The organism is Cellulomonas sp. PhB143 (genome assembly GCF_003752595.1).
GTDB lineage: Bacteria > Actinomycetota > Actinomycetes > Actinomycetales > Cellulomonadaceae > Paraoerskovia.
Genome location: NZ_RKIJ01000011.1, coordinates 154,590 through 180,173 on the forward strand (window position 1 = coordinate 154,590; position 25,584 = coordinate 180,173).

At 74.7% G+C, this 25,584-nt stretch carries 19 protein-coding genes; 14 read left to right on the forward strand and 5 right to left on the reverse strand.

Annotation, left to right across the window (positions count from 1 at the left end; translation table 11 throughout):
* Positions 1 to 7: 7 nt before the first annotated feature.
* Positions 8 to 1,363 (reverse strand): M18 family aminopeptidase, encoded by a 1,356-nt coding sequence (locus EDF32_RS07000; protein WP_123307813.1) that lies wholly within the window; start codon positions 1,361 to 1,363, stop codon positions 8 to 10.
* A gap of 80 nt (positions 1,364 to 1,443) precedes the next feature.
* Between EDF32_RS07000 and EDF32_RS07005 the strand changes: the two genes are divergently transcribed.
* The 6 genes from EDF32_RS07005 to EDF32_RS07030 all read left to right on the forward strand — a co-directional run bounded on the left by EDF32_RS07005 (position 1,444) and on the right by EDF32_RS07030 (position 7,533).
* The gene (locus tag EDF32_RS07005; protein WP_123307814.1) at positions 1,444 to 1,902 is read left to right on the forward strand and encodes a MarR family winged helix-turn-helix transcriptional regulator; all 459 of its coding nucleotides are present in this window, start codon (positions 1,444 to 1,446) and stop codon (positions 1,900 to 1,902) included.
* On the forward strand, positions 1,899 to 3,296 hold the full coding sequence (locus EDF32_RS07010; RefSeq protein WP_123307815.1) for an MFS transporter: 1,398 nt from the start codon (positions 1,899 to 1,901) through the stop codon (positions 3,294 to 3,296). Before EDF32_RS07005 ends, EDF32_RS07010 begins: the two co-directional genes overlap by 4 nt.
* A 165-nt stretch (positions 3,297 to 3,461) precedes the next feature.
* Complete coding sequence (locus EDF32_RS07015) at positions 3,462 to 4,262, forward strand: TetR/AcrR family transcriptional regulator (protein WP_158614064.1); 801 nt, start codon at positions 3,462 to 3,464, stop codon at positions 4,260 to 4,262.
* A gap of 9 nt (positions 4,263 to 4,271) precedes the next feature.
* Positions 4,272 to 5,135 (forward strand): alpha/beta hydrolase, encoded by an 864-nt coding sequence (locus EDF32_RS07020; RefSeq protein ID WP_148061571.1) that lies wholly within the window; start codon positions 4,272 to 4,274, stop codon positions 5,133 to 5,135.
* A gap of 302 nt (positions 5,136 to 5,437) precedes the next feature.
* Positions 5,438 to 6,826 carry an HNH endonuclease signature motif containing protein gene (locus EDF32_RS07025; protein ID WP_158614065.1) on the forward strand — a complete coding sequence of 463 codons (1,389 nt, stop codon included), beginning with the start codon at positions 5,438 to 5,440 and terminating at the stop codon, positions 6,824 to 6,826.
* Positions 6,827 to 7,152: 326 nt separating this feature from the next.
* Positions 7,153 to 7,533 (forward strand): VOC family protein, encoded by a 381-nt coding sequence (locus EDF32_RS07030; RefSeq protein WP_123307819.1) that lies wholly within the window; start codon positions 7,153 to 7,155, stop codon positions 7,531 to 7,533.
* A 109-nt stretch (positions 7,534 to 7,642) separates the two neighbouring features.
* Here the strand turns inward: EDF32_RS07030 and EDF32_RS07035 are convergent, their stop codons facing one another.
* A complete protein-coding gene (locus EDF32_RS07035; RefSeq protein ID WP_123307820.1) occupies positions 7,643 to 9,238 on the reverse strand; it encodes a hypothetical protein in 1,596 nt (531 codons plus the stop codon).
* Between the two features lie 232 nt (positions 9,239 to 9,470).
* Here EDF32_RS07035 and EDF32_RS07040 point away from each other — a divergent pair, with 232 nt between their 5' ends.
* Positions 9,471 to 11,789, forward strand: a complete 2,319-nt coding sequence (locus tag EDF32_RS07040) for a sodium-translocating pyrophosphatase (RefSeq protein WP_123307821.1) — start codon at positions 9,471 to 9,473, stop codon at positions 11,787 to 11,789.
* 40 nt (positions 11,790 to 11,829) lie between these two features.
* The gene (locus EDF32_RS07045) at positions 11,830 to 13,395 is read left to right on the forward strand and encodes a methyltransferase (protein ID WP_123307822.1); all 1,566 of its coding nucleotides are present in this window, start codon (positions 11,830 to 11,832) and stop codon (positions 13,393 to 13,395) included.
* Positions 13,396 to 13,483: 88 nt separating this feature from the next.
* Here the strand turns inward: EDF32_RS07045 and EDF32_RS07050 are convergent, their stop codons facing one another.
* The 3 genes from EDF32_RS07050 to EDF32_RS07060 form a co-directional block, all read right to left on the reverse strand.
* Positions 13,484 to 15,172, reverse strand: a complete 1,689-nt coding sequence (locus EDF32_RS07050) for a cell wall metabolism sensor histidine kinase WalK (protein WP_233565780.1) — start codon at positions 15,170 to 15,172, stop codon at positions 13,484 to 13,486.
* 1 nt (position 15,173) lies between these two features.
* Entirely contained in the window at positions 15,174 to 15,893 is a 720-nt protein-coding gene (locus EDF32_RS07055) for a response regulator transcription factor (RefSeq protein WP_123307823.1), read from the reverse strand.
* 77 nt (positions 15,894 to 15,970) lie between these two features.
* Positions 15,971 to 16,681, reverse strand: a complete 711-nt coding sequence (locus tag EDF32_RS07060) for a TetR/AcrR family transcriptional regulator (protein WP_370449937.1) — start codon at positions 16,679 to 16,681, stop codon at positions 15,971 to 15,973.
* A 136-nt stretch (positions 16,682 to 16,817) separates the two neighbouring features.
* On the opposite strand from EDF32_RS07060, the gene EDF32_RS07065 reads away from it, so the two are divergent.
* From EDF32_RS07065 to EDF32_RS07090, 6 genes are all read left to right on the forward strand, one after another.
* Complete coding sequence (locus EDF32_RS07065) at positions 16,818 to 19,421, forward strand: glycoside hydrolase family 3 protein (protein WP_123307824.1); 2,604 nt, start codon at positions 16,818 to 16,820, stop codon at positions 19,419 to 19,421.
* Positions 19,418 to 21,109 (forward strand): ABC transporter substrate-binding protein, encoded by a 1,692-nt coding sequence (locus EDF32_RS07070; protein ID WP_123307825.1) that lies wholly within the window; start codon positions 19,418 to 19,420, stop codon positions 21,107 to 21,109. The genes EDF32_RS07065 and EDF32_RS07070 overlap by 4 nt, the downstream gene beginning before the upstream one ends.
* 84 nt (positions 21,110 to 21,193) lie before the next feature.
* The gene (locus EDF32_RS07075) at positions 21,194 to 22,342 is read left to right on the forward strand and encodes an ABC transporter ATP-binding protein (RefSeq protein WP_123307826.1); all 1,149 of its coding nucleotides are present in this window, start codon (positions 21,194 to 21,196) and stop codon (positions 22,340 to 22,342) included.
* The gene (locus EDF32_RS07080) at positions 22,339 to 23,319 is read left to right on the forward strand and encodes an ABC transporter permease (RefSeq protein ID WP_123307827.1); all 981 of its coding nucleotides are present in this window, start codon (positions 22,339 to 22,341) and stop codon (positions 23,317 to 23,319) included. The genes EDF32_RS07075 and EDF32_RS07080 overlap by 4 nt, the downstream gene beginning before the upstream one ends.
* A 1-nt stretch (position 23,320) precedes the next feature.
* Complete coding sequence (locus EDF32_RS07085) at positions 23,321 to 24,373, forward strand: ABC transporter permease (RefSeq protein ID WP_199734849.1); 1,053 nt, start codon at positions 23,321 to 23,323, stop codon at positions 24,371 to 24,373.
* Positions 24,370 to 25,476: an ABC transporter ATP-binding protein gene (locus EDF32_RS07090; RefSeq protein WP_123307828.1), complete on the forward strand. Its 1,107-nt coding sequence runs from the start codon at positions 24,370 to 24,372 to the stop codon at positions 25,474 to 25,476. The genes EDF32_RS07085 and EDF32_RS07090 overlap by 4 nt, the downstream gene beginning before the upstream one ends.
* Positions 25,477 to 25,584: the final 108 nt, after the last annotated feature.

Below are 25,584 nucleotides of genomic sequence, written 5' to 3' on the forward strand. Positions count from 1 at the left end.
CGCCGGCTCAGTCGCGGGCGAACGCCGCCCGGACCGCCCGCGCGAGGTACCAGGGGTCCTCGACGGCGCACATCTCGCGGGCCGAGTGCATCGAGAGGATCGGCACGCCGACGTCGACGGTCCGGATGCCGAGGCGCGTCGCGGTGATCGGGCCGATGGTCGAGCCGCACGGCAGCGCGTTGTTCGAGACGAACTCCTGCGACGGGACGCCCGCGGCGGCGCAGGCCGCGGCCCAGGCGGCGGCGCCGACGGCGTCGGTCGCGTAGCGCTGGTTCGCGTTGATCTTGAGGATCGGGCCCTGCCCGGCGAGCGGGCGGACGGCGGGGTCGTGCCGCTCCGGGTAGTTCGGGTGCACGGAGTGGCCGACGTCGCTCGAGACGCACAGCGAGTCGGCGAACGCCCGCGCGCGGTCCTGCGGCGTCGCGCCGAGGCCGTCCGCGATCCGTCCGAGCACGTCCTGCAGGAACGGCCCGCCGGCGCCCGAGCGGCTGGCGCTGCCGATCTCCTCGTGGTCGAACGCGGCGAGGACCGCGGTGCGGCCGCCGGCGGCCGGGTCCTGCGCGTGCTCGAGCAGCGCGGTCAGCCCGGCGTGCACCGAGAGCAGGTTGTCGAGGCGGCCCGAGGCGAAGAGCCCGGCACCGGCGCCGAAGGTGCGGGGCTCCTGGGTGTCGGCGACGACGACGTCGTACCCCAGCACGTCCGCGCCGGTGACGCCGGCGAGCGCGGCGAGCTCGCCGACGAGGTCGGCCTGCTGGAGGTCGCCCAGGCCCCAGACGGGCTGGGTGTGCTTCTGCTTGTCCAGCGTCAGGCCGTCGTTGACCCCGCGGTCGAGGTGGATCGCGAGCTGCGGGATGCGCAGCAGCGGGCCGGTGCGCACGCGGTGCTCGGCCGTGCCGCCGTCCGGGGAGCGGACCACGACGCGGCCGGCGAGCTCCAGCTCGCGGTCGAGCCACGAGCTCAGCAGCGGGCCGCCGTAGACCTCGACGCCGGCCTGCCACCACCCGGCGCTCCCCGTCGTCGGCCGCGGCTTGAGCTTGAAGCCGGGGGAGTCGGTGTGCCCGCCGAGGATCGTGACGCCGGTGGTCGCGGTCGCGGCCTCGGGAACCACCCAGGCGATCGCGGCGCCGTCGCGCACGACGACGTAGCGGCCGGGTCCGGCGGCCGGGCCGGCGGCCGGGGCGGGCCACGCGGCACGCTCGTCGAGCCGGACGAACCCGGCGGCCTCCGCGCGGCGTGCGACCTCCTCGGCGGCGTGGAACGAGGAGGGCGAGGCCTGCACGAAGCGGGCGAGGTCGGCGACGTGGCGGTGCGCCGCGGAGGTGGGGGAGGAGCTCGGGGCGGGGGCGTGGTCGACGTCTGGCACGGGACCGATCCTCCCACCTCGGGGCCGGACCGGGCGAGAAAGTGAACAGTTACCTTCCTATTGGTGCTACCGTGGGACCCATGACCACCGAGCCTGCCCCGGCCGAGGGGCTGCCCGACGACCATGCCGTCGCCTCCGACCTGCGCGTCGTCCTGGGCCTGCTGACCCGCCGGCTGCGCGCGCAGAGCACGGTCCCCGACCTCACCCGGTCCCAGGCCTCCGTGCTGCGCCGCATCGAGCGCGAGGGCTCGCTCACCACGAGCGAGCTGGCGCGCGCCGAGGGGATCCGTCCCCAGTCGATGGGCGCCGTCGTCGCCGTGCTCGAGCAGGCCGGCCTCGTGCAGGGCGAGCGCGACCCGCGCGACGGGCGCAAGACGCTCCTGTCGCTCACCGCCGAGGCGCGGGAGATGTACGCGAGCGGGCGCATCGCCCGCGAGGACTGGCTGCTGCGGACCATGCGTGCCGAGCTGGACCCTGCCGAGAGGGCGGAGCTCGCGCGCGCCGTCGCGCTCCTGCGGCGGATCGCGGCGGCGCGATGACGGAGGGGACCACGAGCACGACCACGGACAAGCCCTTCGGTGCGCGGTTCCTCACCCCGCTCCTCCTCGGCTCCACGCTCAACCCGATCAACAGCTCGATGCTCGCGACGGGCCTGGTGGGGATCGGCGTCGACTTCCACAAGGGGCCGGGCGCGACGTCGGCGCTCGTGTCGGTCCTCTACCTGTGCAGCGCGGTGGCGCAACCCACGATGGGCAAGCTCGCCACGATCTTCGGGCCGCGCCGCGTCTTCGTCTCGGGCATCGTGATCCTGCTCGTCGCGGGGGTGGTCGGTGCCGCCGCACCGGCGTTCTGGATGCTCCTGGTCTCGCGCGCGCTGATCGGCATCGGCACCTCGGCGGCCTACCCCACGGCGATGGCTCTGGTCCGGCGCCGGGCCGACGAGCGCGGCGTCGGCGTGCCGAGCCGGGTGCTGGGCAACTTCTCCATCGCGGCGCAGATCACGTCCGTCGTCGGCCTCCCGCTCGGCGGCGTGCTCGCGGGGGCCTTCGGCTGGCGGGCGCTCTTCCTCGTCAACGTCCCGGTCGCCCTGGTCACCCTGGCGTTCACGTTCGCCGGCGTGGCGAAGGACGGGCCCCTCGAGAGCGGGGGGCACGAGGGCCGCCGTCGGACCCTGCGGGCGCTCGACCTGCCGGGCATCGTCGCCTTCGCCGGGGCGATCGTCACCCTGCTGCTCTTCCTCGGGGACCTGGGGGACCCGACGTGGTGGCTGCTGGCGGTCGCGGCGGTGCTCGGCGTGCTGCTCGTGCTGCGCGAGCTGCGGGCGAGCAGCCCGCTCGTGGACGTGCGCATGCTCGCGTCCAACGGCCCGCTGGTGCGCACCTACCTGCGCCAGCTGTTCGTCGGGCTCGGGATGTACACGTGCATGTACGGCGTGAGCCAGTGGATGGAGGAGGCCGCGGGCCTGACGGCCTCGCAGGTCGGTCTCGTGCTGATCCCGCTGTCGGGCGTGAGCATCGTCGTCGCGCGCGTGGTGTCGGTGCGCGGCGTGGTCCGGGTGCCGCTCGTGCTCACCGGCGTCGCCGTCCTGGCGGCGTCCGCGCTGACCCTGGCGCTGGACAGCGGCTCGAGCGTGTGGCTGATGATCGCGGCGACGTGCGCGATCGGCCTGGCCAACGGGCTCGGCGGGTTCGCGAACCAGGCGACGCTGTACGCCAACGCCGCGGCCGACCAGATCGCGGTGGCGTCCGGGCTGTACCGCACGGCCATGTACCTCGGGGCGATCTTCTCCTCCAGCCTGATCGCCGTCACGTTCGGGGACGAGGCCACGGACGCGGGCCTGCACGAGCTGGGCTGGGTGCTCGCCGGCATCGGCGCCGCCCTCGTGGTGCTCACGACGACCGACCGCAGGATCCCGCGCACGACGGTCCGCTGAGCGACCCGCCTGTCCCGCCTGACCCGCCTGTCCCGCCTGTCCCGCCTGACCCGCCTGACCCGCCTGTCCCGCCTGTCCGCCGAGAAGTCGAAAATCGCCCCTGATCCGTCCCGATCGGGGGCAGATCTCGACGTCTCGGCGGGGGAGTCTGCCAGCATGGGGCCCGTGCCCGACGCCGTCCCCCACCCCTCCCGCGACCCCGCCCGCACCCTCGGGCTGCTCTGGGGCGTGGACGCCCGGCGCCCGCCCCGCGGCCCCCGGCCCTCGCGCACCCCGGACGAGATCGCCGCCGCGGCCGTCGCCCTGGCCGACGACGGCGGCCTGGCCGCCCTCTCGATGCGCCGCCTCGCGCAGGCCCTGGGCCTCGGCACGATGTCGCTCTACACGTACGTCCAGAACAAGGACGACCTGGTGGACCTCGCCGTCGACCGCGCGTTCGCGCGCACCTACCCCGAGGGTCGTGCCGCCGGAGCGTCCTGGGACGAGCGGCTGCGCGCCGTCGGCCGGGAGAACTGGACGCTGCTGCTGCGCCACCCGTGGCTGCTCGACGTCGACCTCGCCCGCCCGGTGCTCGGCCCGGGCGAGACCCGCAAGTACGACATCGAGCTGGGGGCGGTCGACGGTGTCGGGCTGGACGACCTCGCCATGGACGCCACCGTCACGCTCGTGGTGAGCACGGCGGCCAGCGCCGCGCGGCGCTCGCGCGAGGCGCTCCGGGTCCGCGAGGCCAGCAGCCAGACCGACGACGCGTGGTGGTCGTCCAACGAGCAGGTCCTGCGGGCGGTCGGGCGCAAGGCCACCTACCCGCGCGCGGGGCGGGTCGGGCGGGCCGTGGGGGAGGCGCACGTCGAGGCGTGGTCGGGGTCGGCGGAGCTGGCGTTCGGGCTCGACCGGGTCGTGGACGGCGTCGCGGCGATGCTCGAGCGGCGGGCGGACGCGCACACCGCGGCTGGGCGCGCGGGTTAGCGTCGGGGGATGAGACTGCGAGACCCCTCGGCCGCCGCCCCGGCAGCCCCGCGCCCGACGACGTGGGTCGTGCTGCCCGGCCTGGCCCTCGCGCCGTCGGACTACGCGCGCCTGGCAGCGCTCCTCGCGGAGGACGACGTCGTCCCGGCCGACGACGTCCGCGTCCTCGACGCGTGGCGCGTCCCCACGACGGGGTCCGTCGACGACGTGCGGCGTGAGCTGGGCGTCGACGGGGGGCGGATCGGGCTGGTCGGGCACGCCGCCGGTGGGCTCACCGCGATCGAGTGGACGCTGCGGCACCCGGGCGAGGTCGCCGAGCTCGTGCTCCTGGACCCGATGACGCCGTTCGGCGGGCCGTCGCCCCTCTCGCCCGACAACCAGCTCGACCGGTTCGCGCGCGGAGCGGTGCCCGAGGGCGCGCCGCCGGCCGTGGGTCGCGTGGCCCGGCGCCTCGGCCACCACCGCGGGGCCGGCGCCTTCGACGACACCATGCCCGACGACGAGGTGCGTGCGCGCTACGGCGACGTCACGCGCTGGCCGGGGCTCTGGGGGCAGGTCTCGCAGAGCTGGGCGCACGAGCGCACCGTCGGCGAGCTGTGGGCGCAGAGCCCGGACCGTCTCGCGGGCCTCGACCGCGCGCCGCTGCTGCTCGTGGGGATGCAGGCGCTCGCGGGCACCTCGTTCCTGCGCGGGCAGCGCGAGCTCGCCCGGCGCACGGGCGCGCAGGTCTGGGCGCTGCCCCGTCGGGCCCACCTGTTCCCCCTGGTCGCACCCGAGCTCGTGGTCCAGGCGGTGCGCGGCCAGCGGCCCGACGGCGGCCACCGCCCGCGTTTCGCGGACCAGGAGGGGTTGCCGCGACGGATCGGCGGCTGAGGGCGCTTGGCACGTGCGTGCCCGGTCCTTGTGGAGGGGGCGCGATGAGTGTCGGTGGCTGGTTCTAGTCTGTACATATGTTCGAACAGGGCGGGGCGGTGGCCGACGGCGTGGAGCAGTCCGTGGTGGAGGTCGCCTTCGCGCGGATCGTGGCTGGGTGGCGGCCGTCGGGTGGCAGGGAGCCGGCTGCACCCTTCCCGCTGGAAGCGCCCGTGCCTGCCGCTGCAGCCGCCGCTGCGGGTGGCGACGCCGCAGTGCTTCTGTCCGCGCCCATGCCTGTCCTCGCACCCACACCCGTTCCGGTGCCTCTGCTGCCGGTGCACGAGGTGGCGCCGGGGCCAGAGCTCGCCGCCCGTCTCGCGGCCGGTGACGGGTCGGGATGCTCGGACGAGGAGGTCGTGGACCGGATCGTGGCGTGGCAGCGTCTGATCTCGTGGGCCACGGCGGCGCAGGCGGCGGACGTCGACGAGCTTCTGGGGCGCAGGCGCGGTTCGCGGGGGGCGGAGTTCGCGGTCGACGAGGTCGCTGCGGCCCTGACCACGACGCGGGCCGTGGCGGCCCGGAGCGTGGACCTGGCCGTGGGGTTGCGGGTCCACCCCAGTGTGGGCGCGGCCCTGTCCGCGGGGCGGATCTGCGAACGGCGCGCCCGGGTCCTGATCGAGGCGGCCCCGACCGTGCCGCAGGACGAGCGGGTGGCCCTGGTCGCGGCCCTGGTGGGTGAGGCCGAGTCCCTGACCGCACCCCGGTTGCGCGAGCGTGCCCGGCGGGTGGAGATCGAGCACGACCCGGGCGCGGCGCAGTCCCGCCGCGAGGGCGAGAAGCGGCGCCGCGGGGTGTTCTACGAACCGTTGCCCGACGCGATGGCCCGGATCAGCGCCTACCTGCCCGCCGAGGACGCCCAAGCCCTCTACGCCGCGGTCGACGACCTCGCCCGCACCCTGCCCGCCGACGCCCGCAGCGCCGACCAGCGCCGCGCGGACGCCCTGCTCGACCAGGTCTGCGGCACCCCGGACGCCGGTACCGATCACCGCCCCGACAGCGGCGCCCGTCGGGGTGCGGGGGTCCGTGGGCGGGCGCGGGTGCTGGTGACGGTGCCGTTCACCACCCTCGCGGGGCTGGACGACGCTCCCGGTCACATCGCCGGGTACGGGCCCGTGCCCGCGGACGTGGCACGGCAGATCGCGGCGGACGCGACCTGGCAACGGCTGCTGACCGACCCCGCCGACGGGCGCCTCCTGGACGCCGGGACCACGACCTACCGGCCCGCCCGGTCCCTGCGGGCCGCGGTCGAGGCCCGCGACGTCACGTGCTGCTTCCCCGGGTGCCGGGTCCCGGCCGACCGGTGCGACCTCGACCACATCGACCCCTACGAACCCGGCACCGGCCCGGGCACCGAGCCCCAGACGCGGGCGTCCAACCTCCAGGCCCTGTGCCGCCACCACCACCGCCTCAAGACCCACGGCGAGTGGACCGTGAGCACCCGCCCCGACGGGACCACGACCTGGACCGCGCCCACCGGCCACACCTACCACCGACCACCCGAACGCTACGACCACCGGCCACACCCCGACCGAGGGTCACCGACCGAGCCCGGGCAACCCCCCGAACGAGCCGCCGAACGCGCATCCGAGCGAGCCGCTGGACCACCCGACCCCGGACCGCCCGACCCCGGACCACCACCACCCTTCTGAGCCGGGGAAGTGCTGCCCCGCTGGGTGCTGCCCACTATTCGCCTCCAGCCTCCAGCCTCCAGCCTCCAGCTGTCGGTGCTCGGTTGTCGGTGCTCGGTGCTCGGTGCTCGGTGCCCTCTGCCAGCTGCGCGGGCGTCCGGTGCCCGCGGCATCCTGCTGCCCTGGCCCCCGTACCCCGCGACGCGCAGGTCAGCCAGGCGCCCGGTGCCGCCCCCGAGTCCTGTGCCGCAGTCCGAGCCCAGCGCCGCACGACCCGCACGACCGTCCCGGGTGTGCGGCCGCGAGACCAGGGGCGACCCGAGCTCCGGCGCCCTATCCTCAGGCGCATGGGACTGAGACTGCGAGAGATCTGCCTGGACTGCCCCGACCCCGAGGCCTCGGCAGCGTTCTGGTCGGCGGCACTGGGCTACCGCGTGACCGAGCGGGACGAGGAGGGCGTCGCGCTCGCCGGTGCCCCCGGGACCCCCGCACTCCTTCTCCTGCGGACCGCCGACGTCAAGACCACGAAGACGCCCGTGCACATCGACGTGTCCCCGGTCGGGACGACGCAGGCGGAGGAGGTCGCGCGGCTCGAGGCGCTGGGCGCTCGCCGGGTCGACATCGGCCAGGGAGACGCGTCCTGGGTCGTGCTCGCGGACCCCGCGGGTCTGGAGTTCTGCGTCCTTTCCCGGACCCACCCGCCCGAGCCCGAGCCGTTCGACGACTGACGCGCCCCCGGTCCCAGCAGCCCCCGGTCCCAGCAGCCCCCGGTCCCAGCAGCCCCCGGTCCCAGCAGCCCCCGGTCGCGATTGCCCCCGGTCCCGGCGGCCGACGGCGTCAGCGGCCGGCTGCGGCATCCATCACCGCGGACATCTGGTCCAGCGGCGCGAGGACGGCGACGCCCCGGGTGCTCCCGACGGCGCCGTCGACGAACGACCCGCCGAGGTTCGTGCGCGGGTCGAGCGTCCCGACGTCCGCGATGGACACGGTGCCGTCGCAGCGCGTCGCCGAGGCGCTGAGCGGTGTCCCGCCGTCGACACCTGCGGGGAACGCCTCGACCTCGACGGGCAGCTCCCCGGTGGCGTCGGTGCTCGAGCACCAGGTGGCGAGCGCGTAGCGCGTCCCGGGCACGACCTGGCCGACCGACGTGACCCGCACGTCCGGCTGGATCCCGTCGTCGACCACCGTGGCGCGCAGCACCTCGCCGGGGACGGGGCCCGGTCCGGGCTCGGCGACCTCCCGGATCGTCAGGTCCCCGTCGGGCGAGAGCGTGACGGGCGACGCCGCGCTCCGCACCCAGGTGACGGTGGACGGGTCGTCGGCCGGTGCGACCGGCAGGAATGCGACGAGCGAGTAGGCCCCGGCCGGCATCGGGGTCGGGTGCGCCTTGCTGCTCCCGGGCACGCAGAGGTCCGTCAGTGTCGTGGCCGCCGCGAGCTCGACGCCGTCCTCGCCCGGGTCGTCGATCGGGCGCGACTCACCGGGGGCGCCGAGGCCGACGACCCGTCCCGAGCTCACCCACGCGACGGCGGCGTCACGGGGCGCGAGCAGGGGACCGCCGAGCGAGCTCGCCAGCGTCCCCTCGAGGATCACCCGCGCGTCCGCCGCGACGTTCGTCCCGCCCGCGCCGGGCCCGTCGATCGCTCCCGTGAGGTCGAGCGCGACGCCGTCGTCCTCCAGCGTCGTCGGCGCAAGGGCGACGGCGGGGGCCCCGCACACGACCCCGGCCGGCAGCTGCCCGTCGAGCCCGGCAGGGACATGGCCGTCGACGAACCCCGCCGGCAACGGCTCCGGCTCCGGGACGGCCTCGAGCCCGCCCCGCGCAGCGTCCGTGGCCTCCCTGGGGGCGAGGGTGGCGGACAAGGACGACGCCGACGACGACGTCGCCCCGCCCGCGGGGACCGCGCCGGTGCCGCTCCCGGCGAGGGAGGGCGCGACGAGGACCAGCGCGACCACCGCGACCGCGACGAGCGACGTGGCGCCGAGCCGGCCCCTGCGCGTCGCCCGACGGCGCCGCACGCGCCGGCGGACCTCCGGCACCAGCGCGCCGAGCGTCAGGTGCAGGACGTCGTCGGGCCCGCCGTGCTGCCCCTCGCCGCGCCCGCCCGCCCCTGCGACCGGTCGCCCGGCGCGGTCCAGGACCGCGCGGCGCACCTGCGCCTCGAGGAGGTCGAGGTCGTAGCGCCCGGTCTCGGCCGCCGGGCGTCGCGACGCGCCGGTCGTGCGCGCCCCGTAGACCGGACCGACGACGACCTCTTCCGCCGGCGGGGGCGCCGGCGGTGGCGGACGCAGCCGCGAGAACGCGTCGACGAGGGCGTCGGCGACGATCCCCGGGGCGGCCGCGGCGTCCCCGCAGGCGTCGGTCGCGAACGTCACGAGCGCCTCGCCGCGCGCCTCGACGAGCGCGTCGAGCGCACCTTCCCAGCTCGCCATCCCTGTCCTTCCGACGGTCCCCCCGACGGTCAACCCGCGGCCGCTCGCAGCAGCCCCGTGGCCGCACGCAGACAGTGTGACGTGCCAGGGTCTCGGTCCGGTGACGATCCGCCGACGGTCCGTGCAGCGTTCGTGGCCCCGGTCACGTTCCGCGTACACTCGCGGCGTGCGTCGGCAGCGTGGCCGGCGCACGCTCCGGTCCGGAAGTGGCTGCACTCGTCAAGGAGGACGGATGCTCGAGCTCGGCTCCACCAGCATGACGATCGTCGGCGTGATCGCGGTGATCGCGGTCCTCTCGCTCGTCGTCGCGATGGTGCTGCGGCGCCAGGTGCTCGCGGAACGCGAGGGCACCGAGAAGATGCGGGACATCGGCGACGCCGTCCAGGAGGGCGCGTCGGCGTACCTGAGCCGGCAGTTCCGCACCCTCGCCCTGTTCGCCGTCGTGGTCTTCGGCCTGCTGTTCCTGCTGCCCGGCGACGGGGGCGTCCGCGTGGGGCGCTCGGTCGCCTTCCTCGTCGGCGCCGGTTTCTCCGCAGCCATCGGCTACCTCGGCATGTGGCTCGCGGTGCGCGCGAACGTCCGCGTCGCGGCCGCCGCGACCCGCCCGGGCGGCCGGACGGAGGGGGCCCGGATCGCGTTCCGCACCGGCGGCGTCGTCGGCATGTCCGTCGTCGGCCTGGGCCTGCTGGGCGCCGCGGGCGTCGTGCTGGTCTTCCAGGGCGACGCGCCGTCGGTCCTCGAGGGCTTCGGGTTCGGCGCCGCGCTCCTCGCGATGTTCATGCGGGTCGGCGGCGGCATCTTCACCAAGGCGGCCGACGTCGGGGCGGACCTGGTCGGCAAGGTCGAGCAGGGCATCCCGGAGGACGACCCGCGCAACGCCGCCACGATCGCGGACAACGTCGGCGACAACGTCGGCGACTGCGCGGGCATGGCCGCCGACCTCTTCGAGTCGTACGCGGTGACGCTGGTCGCCGCGCTCATCCTGGGCAAGGCGGTCATGGGCGAGGACGGCCTCGTCTTCCCGCTCATCGTCACGGCCGTCGGCGCGATCGTCGCCCTGATCGGCGTCGCGATCACCCGGGTCCGCGGCGAGGAGAGCGGGCTCACCGCGATCTACCGCGGGTTCTACGTCTCCGCGCTGGTCGGCGCCGTCCTCGCCGCCGTCGCCGCCTTCCTCTACCTCCCGTCGTCGTTCGACGGCCTCGGCGGCACCGCCGACCTGGGCGACGTCACGGCGGACCCGCGGGTCGTGGCGAGCCTCGCCGTCGTCATCGGCGTGGTGCTCGCCGGGATCATCCTCGCGGTGACCGGCTACTTCACGGGGACGACGTCGAAGCCGACGCTGCACGTGGCCGCGACGTCCCGCACGGGGGCGGCGACCGTCGTCCTCTCGGGCATCGGCGTCGGCTTCGAGTCGGCGGTGTACACGGCCGGGATCATCGCCGCCGCGATCTGCGGGGTGTTCCTGCTGGCCGGCGGGTCCGTGTGGCTGTCGCTGTTCCTCATCGCCCTCGCCGGGTGCGGCCTGCTGACCACGGTCGGCGTCATCGTCGCGATGGACACCTTCGGGCCCGTCTCGGACAACGCCCAGGGGATCTACGAGATGGCCGGCGGCGCGTCGGGAGACGTCGAGTCCGTCGGGGCGGGGGACGACGAGGGGGCCAAGATCCTCACCGACCTCGACGCCGTGGGCAACACGACGAAGGCGATCACCAAGGGCATCGCGATCGCGACCGCCGTGCTCGCGGCGACCGCGCTCTTCGGCTCGTACGCGGACGCCGTCGAGAAGGCACTGGCCGACGTCGACGACGTCGGCTCCGGGCTCGTCACCTCGATGCTCGACTACCAGATCATCTCGCCGGTCACGCTCGTCGGGGTGATCCTCGGGGCCGCGACCGTGTTCCTGTTCTCCGGCCTGGCGGTCGACGCCGTGACCCGCGCCGCCGGCGCGATCGTCTACGAGGTGCGCCGCCAGTTCCGTGAGCACCCCGGGATCATGACATACGACGAGCGTCCCGAGTACGGCCGCGTGGTGGACATCTGCACCCGCGACTCCCTGCGCGAGCTCGCGACGCCGGGGCTGCTCGCGGCCTTCGCGCCCATCGCCGTCGGCTTCGGTCTCGGCGTCGGGCCGCTGGCCGGCTTCCTCGCCGGCGCCATCGCCTCGGGCGTGCTCATGGCCGTGTTCCTCGCGAACTCCGGCGGCGCCTGGGACAACGCGAAGAAGATCGTCGAGGACGGCGCATACGGCGGCAAGGGCTCCCCGGCGCACGAGGCGACGATCATCGGCGACACGGTGGGCGACCCCTTCAAGGACACCGCGGGCCCCGCGATCAACCCGCTCATCAAGGTGATGAACCTGGTCTCGGTGCTCATCGCGCCTGCCGTGGTCATGCTCAGCGCGCCCGCCGACGCCAACCCCGCGATCCGCGTGGGCATCGCGATCGTCGCGGCCGCCGTCGCCTTCGGTGCCGTGGTCGCCTCACGGCTGCGTGCCTCCCGCGTGGACCGCGAGCAGGAGGACGAGGTCCCGGCGGCGTCCGTCGTGTGACGGGAGTGGCCGGGCGCCGCGGCCGGGGGAGGATGGCCGCATGGCACCCGACGGTCGTGACCCTGCACTCCTCGCCGCGCTGCGCGACGACCTGACCTCGGCGGCATACACCGTCGACGGGGTCGAGCAGGTGCTCGGCCCGCTGGCCTCCGCCGCGCTCCACCGCGAGCAGTCCGTCCCGGCGCGCAGGGTGCTGGCCGACGCGCTCGCCGGGCCCGGCACCCCCGAGCCCGCCGCCGTGCTCGCCGAGCTCTTCCTCGTGGGCGGCGACGTCCCGGCGTCGGCGCTGGACCGTGCCCTCCCCGCCGTCGGCGCGGACGGCGCGGTGCGCCTCGGCCTCGTCGCCCGGGCGGGCGCGGCGCCCGACGACGCGGTGCGGGCCTCGGTGGACCTGCGTCCCTACGCCGCGGCCGACGCCGCGGGCGAGGTGTCCTGGTGGCTCGCGTCGGACCTGGGCGAGCTGGTCACGGGGGCGCGGCTGCCCCCCGCCCACGTGCTCGGCGCCGGGGGCGCCTCCACGACGCTCGCGCAGGTGACGGTCCGCACGCCCGTGGACCGGGTGCTGGACCTGGGCACGGGCTGCGGCATCCAGGCCCTGCACGCGGCGCGGCACGCGCGCGCGGTCGTGGCGACGGACATCTCGGAGCGGGCGCTCGGGTTCGCGGCGTTCAACCTCGCGCTCGACGGCCTCGCCGGGTCCGCCGAGCTGCGCCGCGGCTCGATGCTCGAGCCCGTCGCGGGCGAGCTGTTCGACCTCGTCGTGTCCAACCCGCCGTTCGTCATCACCCCGCGGCGGGCGGAGGGCCGGGGCGTGCCCGACTACGAGTACCGCGACGGCGGAAGGGCGGGGGACGACGTCGTCCGCGACCTGGTCACCGGCGTCGGGTCGGTCCTCGCCCCCGGCGGGGTCGCGCAGCTGCTCGGCAACTGGGAGCACCGGCGCGGTGAGCCGTGGACCGAGCGGGTGGGCCGGTGGCTCGACGAGTCCGGGCTCGACGGCTGGGTGGTCCAGCGCGAGGTGCTCGACCCGGCCGAGTACGCCGAGACCTGGGTCCGGGACGGCGGGACGACGCCCGGCCGCGAGCCCGGCGCGTGGGAGGCCGCGTACGGCGCATGGCTGGACGACTTCGCGAGCCGGGACGTCGAGGCGGTGGGTCTCGGGATCGTCACGCTGCGGCGCCCCGCGGACGGTTCCGCGCCGAGCCTGCACCGCCTCGAGGAGCACACCGGCGCGGTGCGCCAGCCGCTCGGGGCGCACGTCGCGGCGTCCCTCGCGGCGCACGACTGGCTCCGGGCCCGGGACGACGCGGCGCTCGCCGGCGAGCGGCTCGCCGTCGCGCCCGACGTCACGGAGGAGCGGTTCCACACGCCGGGTCTCGGCGACCCGAACGTCGTCGTCGTCCGGCAGGGAGACGGCCTCGGCCGGGGCGTGCACGCGTCCTCGCCCCTCGCGGCGCTCGTCGGCGCGTGCGACGGCGAGCTCACCGTGGGGCAGATCCTCGGGGCGCTCGCGTCGCTCTTCGAGGTGCCGGGCGACGCCCTCGCCGGTGAGCTGCTCCCCGCGGTGCGCGGGCTGGTCCGCGACGGCTTCCTCGCCCCCGCCTGACCGCCGAGAAGTCGATTCTGGCCCCTGATCCGCTCGGATCAGGGGCCAGAATCGACTTCTCGGCGGGGCGGTGCGGCGGGCGGGGCAGTCAGGCCCCGGGCGCGGTGCCCGGCAGCCTGACCTCGAACACCGTGCCCTCGAACACCGTGCCCTCGACCACTGTGCCCGCCGACACCGTGCCCGCCGACACCGTGCCCGCCGACCCCGTGCCCGCCGACACCGTGCCCTCCTCGGCCTCCCCGCCGTTGCTTCGCACCGCGATCGTCCCGCCGTGCGCCTGCACCACGGCCTGCACGATCGCGAGCCCCAGCCCCGTCGACCCGCCGGTGCGGTTGCGCGCCGAGTCGCCGCGGCTGAACCGCTGGAACAGCGTCGGGGCGAGCGCCGCCGGGACGCCGGGGCCGTCGTCGGACACCGTGACGACCGCCTCGGGACCCTCGCGGCGGACCCCGACGACCACGCGCGTGCCCGCGGGGGTGTGCACGCGCGCGTTGCCGACGAGGTTCGCGAAGACCTGGCGCAGGCGCATCTCGTCCCCGGGCACGACGACGTCGTCCCCACCGCGCCCCGCGCCGTTTCCGCCTGCGCCGTCCCCGCCCGCGCCGTCCCCGTCGTCCCCGCCCGGCAGGTCGAGCTCCCAGACGTGGTCCGGTCCTGCGGCGTGGGCGTCGGTCACCGCGTCGACCGCGAGTCCCGCCAGGTCGACGGGCGCCCGCTCGAGGGGGCGTCCCGCGTCCAGCCGCGCGAGGAGGAGGAGGTCCTCGACGAGGGCGCCCATGCGCTTCGACTCGGACTCGATGCGGTCGAGCGAGCGCAGCGTGCCGGGTGCGACGTCGTCGGGCGAGCGGCGCACGAGCTCCGCGTACCCCCGGATCGAGGCGAGCGGGGTGCGCAGCTCGTGCGAGGCGTCGGCGACGAACCGGCGCACCTGGGTCTCCGACTCGTGCCGCGCGCCCAGCGCCGACTCGACGTGCCCGAGCAGCCGGTTCAGCGCGGCGCCGACCTGGCCCACCTCGGTGCGCGGGTCCGTGAGGGCAGCGTCCACCCGGGGGATCTCGGCGACCTCGCCGCGGTCGAGGGGCAGGCCGGCGACGTGCGTCGCGGCGTCGGCGACCGCGTCGAGCGGGCGCAGGGAACGGCGGACCAGCCACGTGCCCGCGACCCCGGCGAGGGCGATCCCCGCGACCGCGAGCCCGATCTCGACCATCACGTAGCGCTGCAGCGTCGCCTGGAGGTCCGCGGTGCTCATCGCGGTGACGGACGTGGTGCCGTCCGGCCGGTCGGCGGCGATGGCGCGGTAGGTGCCGAGCCCGGGGACGTCCACGGTCCGCACCGCGCCGTCCGCCGGTAGGCCGGTGAGCGCCTCGGCCTGCGGGTCGCTGAGCGCCTGCCAGGCGCCGTCGTCGTCGATGTACCCGGCGACCGCGGTGGTCCCGTCGCCGCGGACCTCGATGCCGATGGTCCCGGCCGCCTGGCCGGGCGGGGGCGAGACGTCGTCGGGGATCTCCTGCGGGGACGGGACCTGGTCCTGCGTGCCTCCCGGGTCGAGCCCCTGCGCGCCGCCCTGCTGCTCACCGCCCTGCTGCTCGCCGCGGTGCGCCGGGAAGCGGGAGGTCCGCTCGCTGGCCGCGTGCAGGGAGTCGTCGAGCTGGTCGGTCAGGCTCGTGCGGATCGCGAGCGTCGACGTCGTGCCCAGGGCCGCCGAGAACAGGACCAGGACCGCGACGAGGACGAGCACGAGCCGACGCCGCAGCGTCCGCGGCGCGCGGGCCCGCACGTCAGCCCGCCGCCGGCTTGAGGACGTACCCGACACCGCGCAGCGTGTGGATCATCGGCTCGCGCCCCGCGTCGATCTTGCGGCGCAGGTAGGAGATGTACAGCTCGACGATGTTGGCCTGCCCGCCGAAGTCGTAGCTCCAGACCCGGTCGAGGATCTGGGGCTTGGACAGCACCCGGCGCTCGTTGCGCATGAGGTAGCGCAGCAGCTCGAACTCCGTCGCGGTGAGCCGGACCTCCTCGCCGCCGCGGGTGACCTCGTGCGAGTCCTCGTCGAGCACCAGGTCGCCGACGACGACGGTCGCGCCCCCGCGCTCGGCGGCGGCACCCGCGCGCCGCATCAGCCCGCGCAGCCGCGCCACGACCTCCTCGAGGCTGAACGGCTTGGTTACGTAGTCGTCGCCGCCGGCGGTCAGCCCCGCGACCCGGTCCTCGACGGCGTCGCGGGCGGTGAGGAACAGGACCGGCACCTCGGGCCGGTGGGCGCGCACGCGGCGCAGGACGGAGATCCCGTCGAGGTCGGGGAGCATGACGTCCAGGACGATGACGTCGGGGTCCACGTCGCGGGCCAGGCGGATGGCGCTGCGGCCGTCGAGGGCGGTGCTGATGTCCCAGCCCTCGTAGCGCAGCGCCGCGGTGAGCAGCTCCGCGAGGTTCGGCTCGTCGTCGACGACGAGGACGCGCAGGGGGCTGCCGTCCGGGCGGGTCAGGGAGTCGGGCATGGCTCCATCGTGGCGCGCGGCGGTGGGGCGCGCCTGTGGTGCACCTGTGCGGCGGCTGTGCCGACTGCCGAGCGGGGTCAGCCGAGCGGGGCCGGGCGCTCCGCGCCGGCGAGCACGGACGCGACGATCGCCTCGATGGCGAAGCCGGTGGTCCCCGCCAGGTCGACGGCGTCCGGGTCCAGCAGCCACTGCGTCTGCAGCCCGTCCATCACGCCGATGATCGCGCTCGCGGCGCGGTCGAGGGCGGCGTCGGACTGCTCCGGCCTGGCCGGGTCAGGCGGCGCGTCCGCCGCACCGCGCAGGATCTCGCGGAACGCGTCCGCGAGCTCGTCGCGCAGCCCGGCGAAGCGCCGCGTCACCCAGTCGCCCGCGGGGTGGTCGTCCGTGACCGACTCCGCCGTGATCACGGTGTAGGCCTGGACGATGCCGCGCCGGTGGGCGTTCATGGCGGCGGTGCGCACGAGGTGCCGGAAGAGCTCGAGCCCTCCCGGGATGTGCTGGCCCTCGAGGTGCTGGACGTCCTCGCGGTCGCGGAACTCGAGGACGGCGATGAGCAGCTGGTCCTTGGAGCCGAAGTGGTGCAGGACCCCGGCGTGGGTGATGCCGACCTGCTCCGCGACCTCGGACAGGGACCCGTTGTGGTAGCCCTTCGAGCCGAAGGTCCGCATCGCGGCGCGCAGGATCTCCTCGCGACGCTCGGCGGTCGCCTTGCGCGGCCGGCGGGCGCGCGAGGTCCCGCTCATGCCGGCGGTCCGGGAGTCGGCACCCGGCACGATCACGTCGCTCATGCCGCAACCATACTGTGACCTCGCGACACTTACTGACTCGTCAGTAAGTGTGGTTGCATAGGCACGCACAGCAACTTACTGACCTGTCAGTAAGCGCACCTGATCCGAAGACGACGACGTCGAATGGAGCCCGAGCGTGTCACTGGAGACAACCGCCCGGACCGAGGGCGCGGCCCTGGGCCACCTCGCGGCCCGCCTGACCCTCGAGGAGAAGGTCGCCCTCGTGGTGGGCGCCGGCACGTGGGAGACCACGGGGATCGAGCGCATCGGCCTGCGGCCCATGGTCCTGTCCGACGGGCCCGTCGGGGTCCGCGGCGGAACCGGTTCGCCGGCCGCGACGGCCGCGATGTTCCCCGCGCCGAGCGCGCTCGCCGCCACCTGGGACCTCGACCTCGCACGGCGCGCCGGCGCGCTGTTCGCCACCGAGGCCCGCCGGCACGGCGTCGACGTGGTGCTCGCCCCGCAGGTGAACCTCCAGCGCACCCCGGTGGGCGGGCGCCACTTCGAGTGCTACTCCGAGGACCCTGTGCTCACGGCCGACGTCGCCGTCGCGCTCGTCGGCGCGGCGCAGGAGCGGGGCGTGGGCATGTGCGTCAAGCACTACGTCGCCAACGACTCCGAGACGGACCGCACGCGCTACGTCGCGCGGGTCGACGAGCGCACGCTGCGCGAGGTCTACCTCGCGCCGTTCGAGCGGCTGGTCGCGGACGCCGACGCGTGGAGCGTGATGGGCGCCTACAGCGGCGTCGACGACGGCCACGAGTCGGCGCCCGCGCTCGAGCACCGCGGTCTCCTGACCGGGGTCCTCAAGGACGAGTGGGGCTTCGACGGCGTCGTGGTCAGCGACTGGGTCGCGACCCGCTCCGTCGCGGGCGCCGTCCGCGGCGGCCTGGACCTGCAGATGCCCGGGCCCGACGGCGTCTGGGGCGACGGGCTGCTCGAGGCGGTCCGGTCGGGGGAGGTCGCCGAGGGCGAGCTCGACGACAAGGTGGAACGGCTGCTGCGCCTGGCGGTCCGCGTCGGGGCGCTGCGCCTCGACGGGTCGGCGCCGGAGGGCCCGACCTCGGGCGCGTCCGCGGTCGGGCACGGCACCCCGGAGGACGCAGCAGCCCTCCTGCGCGAGCTCACCGCGCGGTCGATGGTCGTGCTGAAGGACGAGGCGGGCCTGCTGCCGCTCGCCTCGGCGGCGCGGGTCGCGCTGGTCGGGCCCGGCGCCGTCGACCTCTTCCTCCTGGGCGGCGGGTCCTCGTTCGTGGTCCCCGACCGGGTGACCTGCGTCGTGGACGAGCTCCGCACGGCCTTCCCCGCCACCGAGGTGAGCGTGCACGCCGGCGCCCGCCCGCGGCGCAACCCGCCGCTGCTCGACGTCGCGGCCCTGTGCACCGACCCCGTCACGGGGGCCGTCGGCGTCCGCGTCGAGCTGCTCGGCGTCGACGGCACGGTCCTCGAGGTGGAGGCCGGCCAGCCGTGGGACGGCTGGCGCCAGGACGTGCTCGCCGACGCGGCCACCCTGCGCCTGACCGCGGACGTGCGGCTCACCGAGCCCGGAGTGCACGGGCTCGGGCTCGGTACGGTCGGCGTGCACGACGTGCGCGTGGACGGTGCGCCGGTCGCGAGTGGCGAGACGGTCGCCGACACGGGGATCGTGCTCAGCTCCGGCCACAACCACCCGTTCGCCGTGGTCCACGAGGTCACGGTCGGTCCGGACGCACCGCGCACCGTGCGGCTCGCCGCCGACCTGCAGGTGGTCCACCCCGTCGGGTACGCCTCGTTCGTCCGCGCCGAGCTGGTGCATGCGCTGCCCGGGCCCAGCGCCGAGGACGAGCTGAGCGAGGCGGTCGAGGCGGCGCGTGCCGCGGACGTCGCCGTCGTCGTCGTCGGCACGACGGAGGAGGTCGAGTCGGAGGGCTACGACCGCCCCGACCTGGCGCTCCCGGGCAACCAGGACGAGCTCGTCGCGCGGGTGCTCGCGGCGAACCCGCGCACCGTCGTCGTCGTCAACGCGGGCGCGCCCGTCCTCCTGCCGTGGCTGGCGGACGCCCCCACGGTGCTGTGGGCCTGGCTTCCCGGCCAGGAGGGCGGCACGGCCCTGGCCGACGTCCTCGCCGGGGTCACCGAACCCTCGGGGCGGCTCCCGTGGACGCTGCCCGCCAGGGCGCAGGACGTGCCCGTCCCGGACGCGATCCCGGTCGACGGCGTCGTCGACTACGCCGAGGGCGTGCACGTCGGGTACCGGGCCTGGGAGCGGGACGGGCTCGAGCCGGCCGCGCCGTTCGGGCACGGGCTCGGCTGGACCACGTGGTCCTACGACGCCCTCGAGGTCGCGCCGGGCGGCGACGCAGCGCCGGACGAACCCGCCGGCGTCGTCGTCACGGTGACGCTCACCAACACCGGGCCGCGGGCCGGGCGCGAGGTCGTCCAGGCCTACGTCGAACCGCCCGCCCCGGACGCCGACCGCCCGCGGCGCTGGCTCGGCGGGTTCACCACGGTCGACGCCGCGCCGGGCGAGACCGTCACCGCCCGCGTGCCCGTGCGGCGGCGGGCCTTCCAGATCTGGGACACCGGCGCGCGCCGGTGGGCCACACCCCCGGGCGACCACGCGGTGCGCGTGGGCCGCTCGGTGCGCGACCTGCGGCTCGACGCCGTGGCGTCGCTGACCGCGTCACCCCTCGAGCTTTCCCCGACCACCCGGTCACACGGCGTCTCGGCGCCGTCCAACAGTGCAAGGAGGCACCCGTGAAGAATCGCAGACTCACCTCTGTGCTCGTCGGTCTCGCGTCGCTCGCTCTCGTGGCAGGCTGCAGCTCCGGCAGCGACTCGGACACGTCCGACACGAGCTCGTCGTCGAGCGACGGCGGCAGCGCGGTCGGCACCCAGCCGCTGACCATCGGCATGCCGAACCAGACCCAGACGAACAACTCGAACCCGTTCCTCAACACGTCCGCGGCCCGCTCGCTCGGGTACGCGTTCGCGATCTACGAGCCGCTCGCGCAGGTCAACGACACGCGCCCGGCGCAGGACCCGGTGCCGTGGCTCGCGAAGTCGTTCACGTGGAACGAGGACTACACGCAGCTCACCCTCACGGTGCGCGACGGCGTGAAGTGGTCCGACGGCGAGCCCCTCACCGCCGACGACGTCGCCTACTCGCTCCAGCTGCGCAAGGACAACGACGCGCTCAACGTCGAGGGCCTGCCCTACGGCGACATCACCCAGGACGGTGACGACGTGACGGTGACCTTCACCACGGGGCAGTTCGTCAACCAGATCAAGGTCCTGCAGATGTTCGTGGTGCCCAAGCACGTCTGGGAGAAGATCGCCGACCCGACGCAGGACACCAACCAGAAGCCCGTCGGCACCGGCCCGTACGTCCTCAAGACCTGGACCCAGCAGGCCGTCACGCTCGACGCCAACCCCGACTACTGGGGCGGCAAGCTGGCGGCGCCGTCGCTGCAGTACACCTCGTACAGCGGCAACGACACCCTGACGCCGGCGCTCGCCACCGGGAAGGCCCAGTGGGGCTGGACGTTCATCTCGGACATCGAGAAGGTGTACGAGTCCAAGGACCCCGAGCACAACAAGTCCTACTTCCCCGCCGGGCTCGGCATCGACATGCTCGTGCTGAACACGACCAAGGCGCCGTTCGACGACGTCGCGGTGCGCAAGGCGGTCGACATGGTCGTCGACCGCGAGAAGGCCTCGAAGATCGCCGAGTCCGGCATCTTCCCCGAGCTCACGTCGGTCACGGCGATCCCGACGCCGGCCGGCGACGACTTCATCGCCGACGAGTTCAAGGACAAGAGCTACGCGGTCGACGTCGCGGGCGCCAAGAAGGTGCTCACCGACGCGGGGTACACCTACGACGGGGACACCCTCAAGGACCAGGACGGCAAGGCCGTCAAGGTCACCCTGTCGGACCCCTCGGGCTGGAACGACTACATCACCTCGCTGCAGCTCATCGCCGACTCGCTGAAGTCGATCGGGATCGAGGCCGACGTCCAGACGCCGAACGCGGACGCCTGGACCGCCAGCCTCAACAGCGGTGACTTCGAGGCGGCGCTGCACTGGACCAACGGTGGCGTCACGCCGTACGAGATGTACTCGAACATGTTCGACCCGGCGTACTACGTGGCACCCGGCGAGACCGCCGCGTGGAACTTCGGCCGCTACCAGAACGACGACGCGGCCGCACAGTTCACGGCGTACACGGACGCGACGGACGACGCCGGCCGCAAGGCCGCGCTCGACGCGCTCCAGAAGATCTACGTCGACGAGGTCCCCGTCCTGGGCATCGACGCTCGCCCGGCGGGCGCCGAGTACTCCACCAAGTACTACGTCGGCTGGCCGTCGGACGACGACGACTACGCCAACCCGCAGCCGACCACGCCCGGCGTGTCGCTGATCCTCACGAAGCTGAAGCCGGCTTCCTGACCGGACCGTGCCGGGCGGCGCACCACGCGCCGCCCGGCACGCCCTGCCCGCACGCCACACCGCACGCCCTACCCCCAGGTGACCATGAGCGACGTCGTCGTCGACCGGCCCGTCGAGGCCCGACCTTCTTCCGAACCTTCCCCGCCCCCCGTCCTCGAGGCGGTCGGCCTGACCAAGCACTTCCCGCAGCGCGGCCTCGGCCGCTCGGGCGCGGTGCACGCCGTGGACGGCGTCGACGTGGCGCTCCACGGCGGCCAGGTCGTCGCGCTCGTCGGCGAGTCGGGCTCGGGCAAGTCCACCGTCGCGCGGCTCCTCGCGCGCCTCTACGTGCAGACCGACGGCACGGTGCTGCTGCACGGCACGCCTGTCACCGCCCACCGCGGCCGTGCGTTCCGGGCATACTGCCGGCGGGTCCAGATGATCTTCCAGGACCCGTTCGCATCGCTGAACCCGGTGCACACCGTGCGCTACGTCCTGACCCGTTCGCTGCGCATCCACCAGCCCCGGCTCCGCGGTGCCGCCCTCGAGCAGGCCCTGCGGGAGCTGCTCGAGCGGGTCCAGCTCGCCCCCGACCGATACATCGACACGTTCCCGCACGAGCTCTCCGGCGGCCAGCGCCAGCGCGTCGCCATCGCCCGCGCGCTCGCGGCCGACCCGGAGGCCCTGCTGGCCGACGAGCCGATCTCCATGCTCGACGTCTCGATCCGGGTGGGCATCCTCAACCTGCTGCGCGACCTGCGCGACCGCCTCGGCATCGCGATCCTCTACATCACGCACGACATCGCCTCGGCCCGGTACTTCGCCGACCGCACGCACGTGATGTACGCCGGCCGGACGGTCGAGACGGGGGACAGCGAGTCGGTCACGCAGACACCTGCCCACCCCTACACGCAGCTGCTGGTGCGTTCGGCACCGGACCCGGACAACCTCGGCGGCCTGTCGCGCACCGACGCCCGCGGCGAGCCGCCGAACATGGTCGACCCGCCGCCGGGTTGCCGGTTCAGCCCGCGGTGCCCGTTCGCGACAGAGCTGTGCCGCACGGTGCAGCCGGAGCTCCTCCCGATCGGCGCGGGCCGGTCGGTCGAGTGCTGGGGCTACGCGGACCAGGTGCCCGGTGCGCGCGACCGGCTCCCCGCCGACGCGCAGCTGCCGGACCTGGGCGACCACGCGGTCGCCGTCGTCCCCGTCGCCGTCGTCCCCGTCGCCGTCGTCCCCGAGGAGGTCGACCGATGAGGTTCCTCGTCCGCCGCGGCATCTTCTACGTGATCACGGCATGGGCCGCGGTCACGCTCAACTTCCTCATCCCCCGCGCACAGCAGGGCGACCCGGTCCAGGCGCTGATCAACCGCTACCAGGGTTCGCTGAGCACCGACGCAGTGCAGTCCCTGTACGTGCTGTTCGGGCTCGACAAGCAGACCAGCCTCTGGGACCAGTACGTGCAGTACTGGGACCAGATCCTGCACGGGGACCTGGGGACGTCGTTCGCCTTCTTCCCCACGCCGGTCACCACGGTCATCGCCCAGGGGCTGCCCTGGACCATCGGGCTCGTGGGCGCCGCGACGGTGATCGCCGTCGTGCTCGGCACCCTCGTCGGTGTCCTCATCGGCTGGCGCCGTGGCACGTGGGCCGACGGCGTCCTGCCCGTGACGACGTTCTTCTCGGCGGTGCCGTACTTCTGGCTCGGGCTGATCGCGATCGCGATCTTCGCGATCGCCTGGCCGGTCTTCCCGCTCGGGGGCGCCTACGACAACGCGCTCGTCCCGACGTGGTCGTGGGACTTCGTCGGGTCCGTGCTCTACCACGCGATCCTGCCCGCGGCGACGATCGTGCTGGCGTCCGTCTCCGGCTGGATCCTCGGCATGCGCAACATGATGGTCACGGTCACCTCCGAGGACTACGTGACGGTGGCGCAGGCCAAGGGGCTGCCCGAGAGGCTGGTGATGTTCGGCTACGCCGCCCGCAACGCCGTGCTCCCGCAGGTCTCCGGGTTCGCGCTGTCCCTCGGGTTCGTGGTCTCGGGAACGCTCGTCATGGAGCTGGTCTTCTCCTACCCCGGCGTCGGCCTCGAGCTCTTCCAGGCGATCGGCGGCCACGACTACCCGCTCATGCAGGGCATCTTCCTCGTGATCACGTTCGCCGTCCTGCTCGCCAACATCCTCGCGGACCTGGCCTACGTGCTCCTCGATCCGCGCACCCGACAGGAGGCCTGAGATGTCCACCATGCCCGTCGGCGCCGCCGACTCGGCCGCCGAGGCCGCCGCGGCGGACGTCCCCGGCTCCGAGGGCGACGGCTCCTCCGCACCTCGGGCCGCCACGCGCCAGCGCCTCGCGTTCGTCCGCAGCGGCAAGGCGATGACCGGTCTGGTCATCCTCGTCGTGTTCGCGGTCCTCGCCGTGGTCGGCCCGTGGATCGCCCCCCAGGACCCCGACGAGATCACGGCCGACCTGCTCCTCGGTCCCTCCGGCGCGCACTGGCTCGGGACCGACCAGCTCGGGCGCGACGTCTTCTCCCAGCTCCTGGTGGGGACGCGCAGCGTCCTGCTCGTCGGCGTGCTCGCCGGCGTGATCGCCACGGTGCTGGCGATCCTCGTCGGCGTGAGCGCCGGATTCCTGGGCGGCGTCGCGGACGAGGTCCTCTCGGCGCTGTCCAACATCTTCCTCGTGATCCCGGCCCTGCCGCTGATGATCATCATCGTCGGGCAGGCGCCGCACGCGGGGAACCTGCTCGTCGCGGCCATCCTCGCCCTGACCGGGTGGGCGTGGGGAGCGCGCGTGCTGCGTGCCCAGACCATGTCCCTCCGCCGGCGCGACTTCGTCGAGGCCGCGCGGGCGAACGGGGAGCGGACGGCGCGCATCGTCTGGTTCGAGACGTTGCCGAACCTGACGGCGATCATCGCGTCGAGCTTCGTCAGCACGGTCACGTTCGCCGTGCTCTCCCAGGTCACGCTCGCGTTCATCGGTGTCACGCCGGTCGACGACTGGAGCTGGGGGACCGTCCTGTACTGGGCGCAGGCGAACCAGGCGCTCTCGCTCGGCGCCTGGTGGTGGTTCGTCCCGGCCGGTCTGCTGATCGCCCTGCTCGGCATGGCGCTCACGCTGATCAACTTCGGCATCGACGAGTTCGTGAACCCGCGGCTGCGCTCGGCGGGCGTCTCCGCCCGCTCGATGCGCCGGCGCGAGATCCGTCCGCGGATCGGCTTCACCGCCGTCGTCAAGGACGCCCCCCGCAGCATGCGGGAACACCACCAGGAGGCACAGCGATGAGCGCGCGAACCCAGACCCTCGAGCCCGTCGCGACGCCGCCGTCCCGGGGCGGGCGGCGACCGGTCCTCGAGATCAAGGACCTGCACGTGTCCTACGGGTACGGCGAGGATCCCGTGCAGGCGCTGCGCGGGGTCGACCTGACCCTGCACGAGGGCGAGGTGCTCGGGCTCGCCGGGGAGTCCGGCTGCGGCAAGTCGACGCTCGTCTACGCGGCGACGCGGCTGCTGCCGCCGCCCGGTCTGATCACCGCGGGCGAGGTGCTGTTCCACGGGGCCGACGGTCCCGTGGACATCCTGCGGATGCCCGAGCCCGCGCTGCGGGCCTCGCGCTGGCAGGACACCGCGATCGTGTTCCAGGGGGCGATGAACTCGCTCAACCCGGTGCACCGGGTGGGTCGCCAGATCATGGACGTGATCCAGGCGCACCGGCCACGCTCGACGCGGGCCGAGCGCCTGGACCGCGCGCGCGAGCTCATGGAGATGGTCGGCATCGCGGCCGACCGGGTGAGCGCCTATCCCCACCAGCTCTCCGGCGGCATGCGCCAGCGCGTGATGATCGCGATGGCGCTCGCGCTCGAGCCGCGCGTGCTCATCATGGACGAGCCCACGACCGCCCTGGACGTCGTGATGCAGCGGCAGATCGTCGAGCAGATCGTGGACCTGCGGGACCGCCTCGGGTTCTCGGTCGTCTTCATCACGCACGACGTCTCCCTGCTGGTGGAGATCGCCGACCGCATCGCGATCATGTACGCCGGCGAGATCGTCGAGGAGGCGACGGCGGACGAGGTCTACCGCCGCCCGCGCCACCCGTACTCGCACGGTCTGCTCAGCTCGTTCCCCGCGCTGCGTGGTCCCAAGCGGCCGCTGACGGGCATCCCGGGCTCGCCCCCGGACCTGCGGGCGCTGCCGAGCGGGTGCCCGTTCCGGGACCGGTGCGCGTTCGCGTTCGACGCCTGCGCGGTGGTGCGGCCCGAGCTGGGCCCCCCGGCCGTCCCGGGCGACGGGCCGGAGCGGTCCGTGGCGTGCCTGCGGCACGACGCGGCCGCGGTCGCGGCGGCGGGTCTCGAGCCGCAGCCCGTCCCGGAGGAGCTCGCGGTGCGGTGAGCCTGTGCCGGGGCCGGGGAGGTCCGGCACCGACGACCCTCGCACCCGCTCCGGTGGCCTACCGTGATGCCATGACCTGCGACGTCCCTCTCCGGCACGGGGTGCCGA